Here is an 11,762-nt window from a genome sequence, read left to right on the forward strand (position 1 = left end):
CGGAGCATGTACCTGACCACGGGATGGTTGCTGGCCAGCTTGTCGATCACCTTGCTGCTGGTGCGCGGCGCGATCGGCTACGCGCATCGGCGCGGCATGCTCGACCAGCCCGGGCAGCGCCGCTCGCATCAGCTGCCGACCCCGCGCGGCGGCGGCATCGGCATGGTCGTGGCGATGCTGGTCTGCCTGCCTGGCGTGCTGTCGGGCTTGCCGGCAGCATGGCCGGCAAGCGTGATCGCTAGCCTGTTCGCCGCACTGGTACTGGTGGCGCTGGCTGGCTGGTGGGACGATCACCGTTCGTTGCCGGTGCTGCCGCGGCTGGGCGCCCAGCTGCTCGCGGTTGGCCTGTTTTCGCTGAGCCTGCTGGCCACCGGCTTGTCGTGGTGGTGGCTGCCTGTGCTGCTGATCGGCGGCGCATGGAGCATCAACCTGCACAATTTCATGGACGGCATCGACGGCTTGCTGGCACAACAGGCGATCTTCGTCGGCGCGGGCCTGGCCTTGCTGGCATGGGCGGCGGCGCAGCCCGCGCTGGCCGTGGTGGCGGCGGCTCTTGCGGCATCGGCGCTGGGTTTCTGGTACTTCAACCGGCCACCGGCCCGCATCTTCATGGGCGATGTCGGCAGCGGTAGCGTCGGCCTGCTGATCTTTGCATTCAGCGCGATGCTGTGGCGCGTCGAGCATGCCTTGCTGTGGCCGGCGCTGATCCTGTCGTCGGCGTTCACGGTGGATGCCAGTCTGACCCTGCTGACCCGCATGTGGCGCGGACGGCGCTGGTACACTGCACACCGCGAACACCTGTACCAGTGGGTGGTGCGTCGCGGGGGAACGCATGCACGAACGGGCGCCGCCTATATGGGCTGGAACCTGCTGGTCGCGGCGCCGTTGGCCTGGTTGGCCTGGAGTCATCTGCGCATGGCGCTGCCGATTACCATAACCGTTTATCTTGGAGCGGCAGTCGCATGGCTGGCGCTGAAACGTCGCTGCCTGCGACGCCATCTGCCAAGGACACCCCATGTCGCTGCGTAAGCTCGTCGGCTTCATCCACCCGCGCATCGCCGTCGTGCTGCACGACTTGGCGATGGCTGCGCTCGCCTGGTGGATCGCCAAGCTGCTGAGATATGCGCTGAAGCCGGACGAGATCGTCAGTTTCCAGATGCTCGAGTTTCCGATCGTGCTGCTGGTGCAGGGGCTGATCTTCCGCTGGACCGGGCTTTACAAGAGCGTCTGGCGTTTCGCCAGCCTGCCGGACCTGTGGAACATCGTGCGCGCCGTGGTGATCGGCTCGTTGCTCATCGGCGTGTCGCTGTTCCTGTACGACCGGCTCGAGGGCGTGCCGCGTGCGGTACTCGTGCTCTATCCGCTGCTGCTCGCCATGCTGCTCGGGGGACCGCGGCTGGCCTACCGTTACTGGAAAGACAGCCGCAACGACCTGCTGCAGAACCAGACCGCGAAGCGGGTGCTGATCGTGGGTGCGGATCGCGCCGGCGAAGTGCTCTCGCGTGATCTGCGTCGCGACAACCGTTATGCCGTGGTCGGCTTCGTCGACGACAAGCCCGGTTTGCGCGGCGCCAGCATCAACGGCCACCCCGTACTGGGGCGCTTCGACCAATTGCCTGAAGTCGCCCGCGAAGTGGCGGTCGACATGCTGTTGATCGCGCTGCCGGGGGCATCGACAACCGAGATGCGCCGGGTGGTATCGCTGTGCGACGCCACGGACCTGCCGTACCGGACCGTGCCGAGGCTGGAGGACGTGGTGGCCGGCCGCGCCCAGTTCAACCAGATCAAGGAAGTGGCGATCGAGGACCTGCTCGGCCGCGACACGGTGGAACTGGACTGGACCGCCATCCGCGAAACCCTCAGCGGGCGCCGCGTGCTGATCACGGGCGGCGGCGGTTCGATCGGATCGGAGCTGTGCCGGCAGGTCGCCCGGCTGGGTGCGCAGTCGCTCACCGTGGTCGAACAGAGCGAATACAACCTGTACCGGATCAGCCAGGAACTGCGTGCGAATTTCCCCGAACTGATCCTCGACGGCATCCTCGCCAACTGCGGCGACCAGACCGCGATGCAGAAGGCGTTCGCGGATGCCCAGCCACAGGTGGTGTTCCATGCGGCCGCCTACAAGCACGTGCCGATGCTGCAGGGGCAACTGCGTGCGGCATTCCGCAACAATGTGCTGGGCACGCGTACGGTGGCCGATGCGGCCCGCGAAGTCGGGGTCGAGTGCTTCGTGCTGATCTCCACCGACAAGGCGGTCAACCCCACCAGCGTGATGGGCGCCTGCAAGCGCGTCGCCGAGATCTACTGCCAGAACCTCGACGCGCATGCCGACACGCGCTTCATGACGGTGCGCTTCGGCAACGTGCTGGATTCGGCCGGCTCGGTGGTGCCGCTGTTCCGCCAGCAGATCCGCGCGGGCGGGCCGGTCACCGTGACGCACCCGGAAATATCGCGCTACTTCATGACGATCCCCGAGGCCTGCCAGCTGATCCTGCAGACCGCGAGCATCGGCAAGGGCGGCGAGATCTTCGCACTCGACATGGGCGAGCCGGTGAAGATCCGCGACCTGGCCGAGCAGATGATCCGCCTGGCCGGCAAGAAACCCGGCAGCGAGATTCCGATCGTGTACACCGGCCTACGCGCAGGTGAAAAGCTGTTCGAAGAACTGTTCCACCCGCTGGAAAACTACAGCGCCACCACGCACGCCAAGATTTTCCTGGCACAGCATCGCGAAGTGTCGTGGGAGTTGCTTCAGGCCCTGCTGTACAAGGCCGCCGAGGCGGCCGACGCTTTCAACGAGGAAGAACTTCGACGCTGCGTGTCCAGCCTGCTGCCTTCGTTCCGCTGGAGCGAATCAGTACAACCGGACAACGTGGTGTCGATCCGTCGCGCCAACCCGGAGATCAATGAGTGAGCAAGCCCCTGCGTAAAGTGGTGTTTCCCGTGGCCGGACTCGGCACGCGCTTCCTGCCGGCGACCAAGGTGGTCGCCAAGGAGATGCTGCCGGTCCTCGACAAGCCGCTGATCCAATACGCCGTGGACGAGGCGGTGGATGCCGGGGCCGATACCCTGATCTTCGTCACCAACCGCTACAAGCACGCGATCGCCGACTATTTCGACAAGGCCTACGAGCTGGAATCGAAGCTGCACGAGAAAGGCAAGGCCGAACTGCTGGCGCTGGTACAGGGCACCTTGCCGCGGCATGTGCGGGCGATCTTCGTGACCCAGCCCGAGGCGCTCGGCCTGGGCCACGCCGTGCTGTGCGCCAGACCCGTGGTCGGCGACGAGCCGTTCGGCGTGATCCTGCCGGATGACCTGATCTGGAACGGCGCCGGCAAGGGCGCGCTGCGGCAGATGGCTGACCTCGCCGAGGCACAGCAGGCCGGCGTGATCGCGGTGGAGGAAGTCCCGCACGGCGACACCGACAAATACGGCATCGTCGACGCCACGCCGGTCGACGAACGCAGCGCCCTGATCCGCTACATGGTCGAGAAGCCCAAGCCGGCCGACGCGCCGTCGAACCTCGCCGTGGTCGGGCGTTACGTGCTGCCCGGTCGCATCTTCCAGCTGCTGGAACAGACCACGCCGGGCGCCGGTGGCGAAATCCAGCTCACCGATGCGATCGAGGCGCTGCTGAAAGAGCAGGGCAAGGTACTGGCCTACCGCTTCGAAGGCACCCGTTTCGACTGCGGCAACAAGGCCGGCCTGGTGCGCGCCACCATGCACATGGCCATGCAGGACCCGAAGCTCGCGCCCACCGTGCGCGCGTTCCTCAACCAGCTTTGAATCACGTTCGCATCAACGCCCGGGCTTGAGGGCTATGCTTGCCCGGTTACGGACATCGGCGTCAGCCATCGCTGCAACATGAATCCATCCTCGACCACGTCCTACTACCGCGCCACGGCCGCGCCGTATGCGGCCTGGACGCCACTGCAGGGCAGCACGCACGCGCGTGTTGCCGTCATCGGCGGCGGCTTTGCCGGATTGAACACGGCACTCGGATTGGCCGAGCGCGGCGTGCGCGACGTGGTGCTGCTGGAACGCGAGCAGGTCGGTTTCGGTGCGTCCGGCCGCAACGGCGGCTTCGTCTTCGCCGGCTACTCGCTGGGCGAACAGGCGCTGCTCGACCAATTGGGCGAGACACGCGCGCAGGCGCTGTTCAAGCTCACCACCGAAGCGGTCGGGCGGATCCGCCAGCGCATCGCCGACTACGCGATCGCCTGCGATACGGTCGACGAAGGCGTGATCTGGGCCAACTGGTTTCGTGATCCCGCCGTGCTGCGCGAGCGCCAGCAACTGCTGGCCGAACATTACGGCGTGCAATGGGAGTGGCTGCCCGAGACCGAACTGCGCGCGCGCATCCGCAGCGAGCGCTATCACGATGGCCTGTACGAGCGCGACGCGCTGCACCTGCACCCGCTCAACTACGCGATCGGCCTGGCCGCAGCAGCGGCCGGGCAGGGCGTGCGCATCCACGAGGACAGCGGCGTGCGCAGCCTCACGCGCGAGGGCCTGCAATGGCGCCTGCGCACGGCGCACGGCGAACTGCTGGCCGATCAGGTGGTGCTGGCCTGCGGCGGTTATCTGGCCGGCCTGCAGAAGCCGATCGATCGGGCGATCCTGCCGATCGCCACCTACGTGATGGTGACCGAACCGCTCGGCGACCGGCTGGACGAGTGCCTGCATACCCGCGCAGCGATCTACGACAGCCGCTTCGCATTCGACTACTATCGCGCGCTGCCGGATACGCGGCTGCTGTGGGGCGGGCGCATCTCGGTACTGAACCGCTCGCCACGCGGGGTGCAGCGCCTGCTGACGAGGGACCTGCTGCGGGTATTCCCGCAACTGAAGGGCGTGCGCATCGACCATGCCTGGTCGGGCCTGATGAGCTACGCGCGACATCAGATGCCGCAGATCGGCGGCGACGGCAACGGTCTGTGGTGGGCGCAGGCCTTCGGCGGCCACGGCCTGGCGCCGACCTGTGCCGCTGGCGAACTGTTGGCGGCGGCGATCGCCGAGGGCGACGACCGCTGGAAGCAGTTCGCCGACTACGGCCTGGGCAGCACCCATCGCCCGTTCGGTTACCTTGCGGCGCAGGCCAGCTACTGGTGGCAACAAAGCCGCGACTGTCTGAAAACGAGGTTGGAAGGATGAGTGCAACGAATCACCCCGACATCAGCTGGGCCGATTTCGAGAAGGTCCTGATCGTCGCCGGTACGGTGACCAAGGTCGAGCCTTTCCCCGAAGCGCGCAAGCCGGCATGGAAGGTGTGGGTGGATTTCGGCCCCTACGGCGAGAAGAAGACCAGCGCGCAGATCGCCGCGCTGTACCAGGCCGGGGATCTGCTTGGCCGGCAGATCGTGGGCGTGATCAACTTCCCGGAAAAGCAGATCGGCCCGTTCCGCTCGCAGTTCCTGCTGACCGGCTTTCCCACCGACGATGGCGTGGTGGTCACTGCGATCGAGCGCCCGGTACCGAACGGCACCCGCCTGGCCTGAGCCGGCCGCGCATTGCCCGCGATTTGCCCGCAGCGCGCCAGCGCATGTCCGCCATCGCCGGCCACCATGGCGACTTCGTCCCCGTCACGGAGCTCCGCATGAACCCCTTCATCCGCACGCTGTGGATTGGCGCCACCCTGTTCGCGGCAAGCCTGGCGCAGGCGAACGATGCCGCATGGAGCCAGCCGCGGCAGCCATTCCGCATCTACGGCAACAGCTGGTACGTGGGCACGCAGGGACTGAGCGCGATCCTGATCACCTCGCCGCAGGGCCACGTGCTGATCGATGGCACGCTGGAAGGCAATGCGGCACAGATCGAGGCGAACATCCGCGCGCTCGGCTTCCGCTTGCGTGACATCAAGCTGATCCTCAACTCGCACGCCCACTCCGACCACGCCGGGGCGATCGCCAAACTGGCGCACGACAGCGGCGCCACGGTGGCCGCGAGCACCGCCGGCGCGAAGGAGCTGCGTTCGGGCGGCCATGATCCGGACGACCCGCAATACGGCATGGCGCCACGTTATCCGGCGGTCACGCCGGTCGAGGTGGTCGCCGATGGCGCTGCCGTGCAGGTGGGGTCGATCGCCATCACGGCGCACTACACGCCCGGCCACACACCGGGCAGCACGTCATGGACCTGGCGCTCGTGCGAAAAGGAACGCTGCCTGGCGCTGGCTTACGTCGACAGCCTCACCGCGCTCGGCCGCGACGGCTTCCGTTACAGCGACGACCCGGCACGGGTGGCGGCTTTCCGCCAGTCCTTCGCCACGGTCGCCGGCTTGCCCTGCGACATCCTGATCACTCCGCATCCCGATGCCAGTGGCTTCATGCAGAAGATCGCCGCACGCGATCGCGAACATTCGCCCGTCCCCTTGATCGATACCGGCGCCTGTCGCGCCTATGCCGCGGCGGCGCAGCCGCGCTTCGAGGCGCGGCTGGCGAAGGAACGGCAGGATGCGCTCGGAGCAGGCAAGTGAGCCGGCTCCGGCCCGCATGATGGATCAGCGATCCAGCCAGACCTCCAGCCCCTGCGCATTCAGCTCGATGTCCATGCCCAGCAACTGGCGCAAGGCGTCGCGCCCGTGGCGCCAGCCATGGGCCGCGGCACGGGCTGCGTAGAGGTCGGTCAGCGACTCCATCAGCACGGCATGCCGGTCGGGCTTGCCGTGCGCGGCACGGGCGAGATCCACCATCGCGTCGATCTGCACATGCAGGTCGGCGGCCAGCCGTTCGACATCTTCCACCCGGCCGTAGTGGGTGAGGTACATCGCATCGGGCTGCAGGGCGAGCAGCCGCTCGATCGACGCATGCAGCGCCGGCGGATCGAATTGCACCGGCGAGGTGGTAGGCAGGATGAACGGGCCGTTCGCGGTGTCGAAATCGCGATACGAGAGGCCGAACACGTCGCCGGTGAAGCACACGTTGGCGCGCTCGTCGCACACGGTGAGGTGGTGTTTCGCGTGGCCGGGCGTGTCGATGCACCGCAACGGCCTGCCGGCCAGTTCCACCACGTGCCCGTCCGGCGCCTCGATGACGCGATCGGCCGCGATCGGGCGCAGCCGGCCGTAGGTCTGCTCCATCACCGCCTCGCCGTACACCGCGCTGGCACCGGCCCACAGCACCGAGGGATCGATCATGTGCCGCGCGCCGCGCGGATGCACCACCAGCTTCGCGTTCGGCAGCCGCGCGATCAGCTCGCCGGCGCCGCCGGCATGGTCCAGGTGCACGTGGGTGAGGATCAGCCAGTCCACCTCGGCAGCGGAGATTCCCGCCTCGTCCAGCGCCGCCAGCATGCGCGGCACGGCGAAGTTCGTGCCGCAGTCGATGAAGGCGCCGCGGCCGTTCTCGACGACCAGGTAGGCCGCGTCGAACCGAGGCCGCACGAAGCCGGTGTCGATGGTGTGGATGCCGTGGGTGACTGCCATGCCTGCCTCGCGAACCGGACGATCCGGCGAGGTTAGCAAGTCGCTGCAGGATGGGCACTTGCACCATGGTCGAGCGCGGATCGCCCGAAAGGTGCATCCTGCAGAGGCCGTCGCCATGCCGCGGGAACCTTTGGAAGCACGGCTGCATCCGATCGGTAGCCATCCACTTCATCAACGCGCTACTCGGGGGAAACGACATGCTGCTCTATGCGATTCTGGTCTTTGCGGTTGCCGCCATCGGCGGTCTGGTGCTGGCCTCCAGCGTGCTGCGCGGCAAGCTGGCGCCATGGGCGATTTCGGTGCTGCACGCACTGCTCGGCGCCAGCGGCCTGGTGTTGCTGATCCTCGTGGTGCTGCAGGGCGCGGCCCCGGGGCGGCTCACCGCAGCGCTGGCCCTGCTGGTGCTGGCGGCGCTGGGAGGCTTCTTCCTCGCCTCGTTCCATCTGCGCAAGCAGGTCGCGCCGAAGGCCGTGGTGTTCGTGCACGCCGGCGTCGCGGTGGTCGGTTTCCTGACCCTGCTCAGCCTGCTGCTGGCCTGAGCCGCCAGCATGCGCCATCCGCTGCATCCGGCCCTGGTGCATTTCCCGATCGCCTGCTGGTCGCTGGCCACCGCGGCGGATCTTGCCAGCCTGGCCTGGGGCGAACCGGCGTGGCGCTTTGCCGGCATCCTGCTGCTGGCGGGGATCGGCTTCTCGATTCCCGCCATGCTGGCCGGCCTGCTCGAACTGGCCAAGGTCGACGGGGACAACCCGGCGATCAAGGACGTCAACCGGCACATGATCATGGTGATGGGCGCGCTGGCCTGCTACGTGGCCAGCCTGTTCCTGCGCCTGCACGGCACGCATTTCGTCGAGCCGGGCCTGCTGGCGATCGGGCTGAGCGTGCTGGGCTTCCTGTGCCTGGGCGTGGCCGGCTGGCTGGGCGGCAAGCTGGTGTACGGACACCGGCTCGGCGTCAGCCCGCTGCCGCCTGTTTAGCCTTCGCTTTCGACGGCCGCGGCACGCGCCACAGATACCAGGCGGCTGCGGTGCGATGCGGGCTCCAGGCCGCGCCGATCGCCGCCAGCGCCTTCGGTGCGGGCGCCGTGTCCAGCGACTTCAACAGGCGGTAGCCCTCGCGCACGCCGAAGTCGTCTGCCGGCAGGATGTCGGGCCGATCCAGGCTGTAGATCAGGAACATCTCCACGGTCCAGCGACCGATGCCTTTCAACGCACTGAGCCGGGCGATCAGTCCCTCATCGGGTAGCCTCAGGGCCGTCGCCAGGTCCGGCACCACACCATCCAGCGTGGCCGCGGCGATGCCGCGAATCGTCTCGATCTTGCGCGCCGAAAAACCGCACGCGCGCATGGCGTCGAAGTCGGCATCGCGCAATTGCGCCGGCGACGGAAACGCCTGCTGCGGATGCAAGGCCAGCAGTCGCGCCAGGATCGCGTCGCCGGCCTTCACATGCAGTTGCTGGTAAGCCACCGCACGAACCAGCGCCTCGTACGGCTCGCGCGCCGGTTTCGGTTCGTGGCCACATGGACCGACCTGCGCCACCAGGCGTGCCCAGTCAGAATCGACCGCGGCTAAAAAGGTCGCTGCGTCAGCTGGCACGGCGAAATGTCAGGTTGATGCGGCAGTCGCCCAGTACATCATGGTGGTTCGGCTTCAGCGGCAGTACGCCGTGATAGCGCAGCCGGGCCGGGCCACCCCATACGACCACGTCGCCATGCGCCAGCGGCACCCGTTGCGCACGATCCGAGCGCTGCAAGCCGCCGAACAGGAACACCGCTGGAATGCCCAGCGAGACCGACACGATCGGCTGGCCCAGGTCGTGTTCGTCGCGGTCCTGGTGCAGGCTCAGCCGGGTACCCGCTTCGTAGCGGTTGATCAGGCAGGCATCCGGCACGAAGCCGGCGAAACCAGCGTACGCCGCGGCCTCAGCAGCCAGGCGCAGGAAGGCCGCCGGCATCGACGGCCATGGCTTGCCGCTGTCCGGATCGATCGGGTCGTAGCGGTAACCGCGGCGGTCGCTGACCCAACCCAGCGGCCCCGCATTGGTCATCGCCACCGACATGCGGAAACCGCCAGGCGTGACCAGGTGGCGGAACGGCGCCTGCGCCACGATCACATCGAGCGCCTGCAGCAACGCCGCCTCGCTGGCCAGGGCAAACCCGCGCAATACCATCGCGCCTTCGCATAGCGACTCGTCCTGGCGGACAGGCGCGAGTGCGGCGGCGAACAGGTCGGCGGTGATCATGTGGCGTCGTGGAAGATGATGCCAAGCGTGTGGCGATGGCCGCTGCGCACGCGGCTGACACCGTGGCGCATATTCACCCGGTAGCTGCCGCGCGTACCTTGCACCGGCCGCTGGTGCACCGCGAACAGCACCGCGTCGCCCTGGCGCAGTGGCACCACTTCGACGCGCGACTGCATGCGCGGGCGCTGCTCGGTCAGCACGAATTCGCCGCCGCTGAAATCGCGCCCCGGTTCGGACAGCAGGATCGCCAGCTGCAACGGAAACACATGCTCGCCGTACAGGTCCTGGTGCAGGCAGTTGTAGTCGTCCGCGCCGTACTGCAGCAACAACGGGGTAGGGCGCCGCTGGCCGGCGGCATGGCAGCGTTCGATGAATTCGGCATGCGAGGCGGGGTAGCGCACGGCCAGCCCCATCGACGCGTTCCAGCGGTTCGCGATCGGCACCAGCAGCGGGTAGGCCGCGCCGCGCAGCTCGGCCACCACGTCGGGCAGCGGGTAGTCGAAGTAGCGGTACTCGCCACGGCCGAAACCGTGGCGGCCCATCACCACGCGGCTGCGGAACCGCCCATCGTCCGCGTACAGCCGAGCCAGCGCCATGCACTCCTTTGGCGACAGCAGGGCTTCCAGCATCGCGCAGCCGTGTGCGTCGAGTTCGTCGGCGAGGCCGGCCCAGTCGTATGCCTGCAGCCGCGCATCGGGTCGGGCGACGGCACGCCACTGCGCATTCATGCCTGCGCCTCGCGATCCAGCAAGGCACGCTTGCGCTGCACGCCCCAGCGGTAGCCGGACAGGCCGCCGTCGTTGCGCACCACGCGATGGCACGGGATCGCCACCGCCAGCAGGTTGCTGGCGCAGGCCTGCGCCACGGCCCGCATGGCCTTGGGCGAGCCGATACGCCGCGCGATCTCGCCGTAGCTGACCGTGCTGCCGGCGGGGATCTCGCGCAGCGCCCGCCACACGCGCTGTTGGAACGCGGTGCCGCGCACGTCCAGCGGCAGGTCAAGGCCAATCGCCGGCGCCTCGATGAAGCCGACTACCTGCGCCACCAGTTGCTCGTAGTCGTGGTCGCCGCCGATCAGCCTGGCCTTGGGGAAGCGATCCTGCAGGTCGCGCGCCAGCGCGTCCGGATCGTCGCCGAGCAGGATCGCGCACACGCCGCGTTCGCTCTGCGCCACCAGGATCGCACCCAGCGAGCATTCGCCGATGGCGAAGCGGATCTCGCTGTCGGCGCCGCCGGCGCGATAGCTGGAAGGTGTCATGCCCAGCACCTGATTGGCGGTTTCATAGAAGCGACTGCTGGCGTTGTAACCGGCCTCGAAGATCGCCTCGGTCACCGAGGCACTGCGCCCCAGCTCGCTGCGCACGCGACGGCTGCGATGCGCCGTGGCGTACTGCTTCGGGGTCACGCCAGTGACGGCCTTGAATACGCGGTGGAAGTGGAACGGGCTGAGCCCGGTCGGTTTCGCCAGCTGTTCGAGGGTAGGCGTCGTCTCGGCCTGCTCGATCGCGCGGCAGGCGGCGGTCACCATCGCCGCATGCTGCTCCGCCAGCGATGACTGGTCGGGCCGGCAGCGCTTGCAGGGGCGAAAGCCGGCGCGTTCCGCCTCGGCAGCGGTGGCGTGGAACGCCACGTTCTCCGGCCGGGCCGGGCGCGCCGCGCAGGATGGCCGGCAGTACACGCCGGTGGTCCGCACCGAATAGAAGAAGCTGCCGTCGGCACGCGCGTCGCGCGCCTGCACCGCGGCCCAGCGCGGGTCGGCGATGGTGGTGGCAAGTGCAGCCTGTTTGTCGAAAGTCTTCATGGTTGTTCCTTCCGTCGGATTATCGCGTAAGGCGCAATCTACGGATCGGCGGCCCCGGCGGCACCCCGGGTCTTGCGCTCGAATTCGAACCGGTTCATCACCGCCGATGGCGGACATGCCGTAAACACTGGCGCCGTCACGGGAGATATCAAGTGCCTGCGCGGGTCATCCAATACGTGCGTGAAGTCGTGATTTACCATGGGCCTGATCGCGTATACCTTCGTGGTGTCGGCGAATCCGCACCGACACCACGCCTTCTTGGCCAAAGGCTCGCGCATGACGAAACACGGGATGCG

Annotated in this window: 13 protein-coding genes; 8 read left to right on the forward strand and 5 right to left on the reverse strand. The window is 67.8% G+C overall.

Going from position 1 to position 11,762, the window contains the following annotated elements; all coding sequences use genetic code 11:
• The first annotated feature begins 6 nt into the window (after positions 1 to 6).
• From ABIE04_RS00350 to bla, 6 genes are all read left to right on the forward strand, one after another.
• Positions 7 to 1,029, forward strand: a complete 1,023-nt coding sequence (locus ABIE04_RS00350) for an MraY family glycosyltransferase (protein ID WP_354546615.1) — start codon at positions 7 to 9, stop codon at positions 1,027 to 1,029.
• Complete coding sequence (locus ABIE04_RS00355; RefSeq protein ID WP_354546616.1) at positions 1,016 to 2,914, forward strand: polysaccharide biosynthesis protein; 1,899 nt, start codon at positions 1,016 to 1,018, stop codon at positions 2,912 to 2,914. The genes ABIE04_RS00350 and ABIE04_RS00355 overlap by 14 nt, the downstream gene beginning before the upstream one ends.
• Complete coding sequence (gene galU, locus ABIE04_RS00360; RefSeq protein WP_354546617.1) at positions 2,911 to 3,786, forward strand: UTP--glucose-1-phosphate uridylyltransferase GalU; 876 nt, start codon at positions 2,911 to 2,913, stop codon at positions 3,784 to 3,786. Before ABIE04_RS00355 ends, galU begins: the two co-directional genes overlap by 4 nt.
• A 78-nt stretch (positions 3,787 to 3,864) precedes the next feature.
• Positions 3,865 to 5,154 (forward strand): NAD(P)/FAD-dependent oxidoreductase, encoded by a 1,290-nt coding sequence (locus ABIE04_RS00365; RefSeq protein WP_354546618.1) that lies wholly within the window; start codon positions 3,865 to 3,867, stop codon positions 5,152 to 5,154.
• Positions 5,151 to 5,498, forward strand: a complete 348-nt coding sequence (locus tag ABIE04_RS00370) for a tRNA-binding protein (protein ID WP_354546619.1) — start codon at positions 5,151 to 5,153, stop codon at positions 5,496 to 5,498. The genes ABIE04_RS00365 and ABIE04_RS00370 overlap by 4 nt, the downstream gene beginning before the upstream one ends.
• 98 nt (positions 5,499 to 5,596) lie before the next feature.
• Positions 5,597 to 6,475, forward strand: a complete 879-nt coding sequence (bla, locus tag ABIE04_RS00375) for a subclass B3 metallo-beta-lactamase (RefSeq protein WP_354546620.1) — start codon at positions 5,597 to 5,599, stop codon at positions 6,473 to 6,475.
• 24 nt (positions 6,476 to 6,499) lie between these two features.
• Here the strand turns inward: bla and ABIE04_RS00380 are convergent, their stop codons facing one another.
• Positions 6,500 to 7,423: an MBL fold metallo-hydrolase gene (locus ABIE04_RS00380; protein ID WP_354546621.1), complete on the reverse strand. Its 924-nt coding sequence runs from the start codon at positions 7,421 to 7,423 to the stop codon at positions 6,500 to 6,502.
• 197 nt (positions 7,424 to 7,620) lie between these two features.
• Between ABIE04_RS00380 and ABIE04_RS00385 the strand changes: the two genes are divergently transcribed.
• Together ABIE04_RS00385 and ABIE04_RS00390 are read left to right on the forward strand one after the other, a co-directional pair.
• Positions 7,621 to 7,962 carry a hypothetical protein gene (locus ABIE04_RS00385; RefSeq protein WP_354546622.1) on the forward strand — a complete coding sequence of 114 codons (342 nt, stop codon included), beginning with the start codon at positions 7,621 to 7,623 and terminating at the stop codon, positions 7,960 to 7,962.
• A 9-nt stretch (positions 7,963 to 7,971) separates the two neighbouring features.
• On the forward strand, positions 7,972 to 8,400 hold the full coding sequence (locus ABIE04_RS00390) for a DUF2231 domain-containing protein (protein WP_354546623.1): 429 nt from the start codon (positions 7,972 to 7,974) through the stop codon (positions 8,398 to 8,400).
• Here the strand turns inward: ABIE04_RS00390 and ABIE04_RS00395 are convergent.
• From ABIE04_RS00395 to ada, 4 genes are read right to left on the reverse strand one after another with little or no spacing between them, the layout of a single operon-like run.
• Complete coding sequence (locus ABIE04_RS00395) at positions 8,378 to 9,019, reverse strand: DNA-3-methyladenine glycosylase family protein (protein ID WP_354546624.1); 642 nt, start codon at positions 9,017 to 9,019, stop codon at positions 8,378 to 8,380. The genes ABIE04_RS00390 and ABIE04_RS00395 overlap by 23 nt on opposite strands.
• Positions 9,009 to 9,665: a DNA oxidative demethylase AlkB gene (gene alkB / locus ABIE04_RS00400; protein WP_354546625.1), complete on the reverse strand. Its 657-nt coding sequence runs from the start codon at positions 9,663 to 9,665 to the stop codon at positions 9,009 to 9,011. Before alkB ends, ABIE04_RS00395 begins: the two co-directional genes overlap by 11 nt.
• Positions 9,662 to 10,393 carry a 2OG-Fe(II) oxygenase gene (locus ABIE04_RS00405; RefSeq protein ID WP_354546626.1) on the reverse strand — a complete coding sequence of 244 codons (732 nt, stop codon included), beginning with the start codon at positions 10,391 to 10,393 and terminating at the stop codon, positions 9,662 to 9,664. Before ABIE04_RS00405 ends, alkB begins: the two co-directional genes overlap by 4 nt.
• The gene (ada, locus tag ABIE04_RS00410) at positions 10,390 to 11,466 is read right to left on the reverse strand and encodes a bifunctional DNA-binding transcriptional regulator/O6-methylguanine-DNA methyltransferase Ada (protein WP_354546627.1); all 1,077 of its coding nucleotides are present in this window, start codon (positions 11,464 to 11,466) and stop codon (positions 10,390 to 10,392) included. Before ada ends, ABIE04_RS00405 begins: the two co-directional genes overlap by 4 nt.
• Positions 11,467 to 11,762 lie beyond the last annotated feature (296 nt).

Source organism: Rhodanobacter soli (assembly GCF_040548735.1).
Classification (GTDB): Bacteria; Pseudomonadota; Gammaproteobacteria; order Xanthomonadales; family Rhodanobacteraceae; genus Rhodanobacter; species Rhodanobacter soli_A.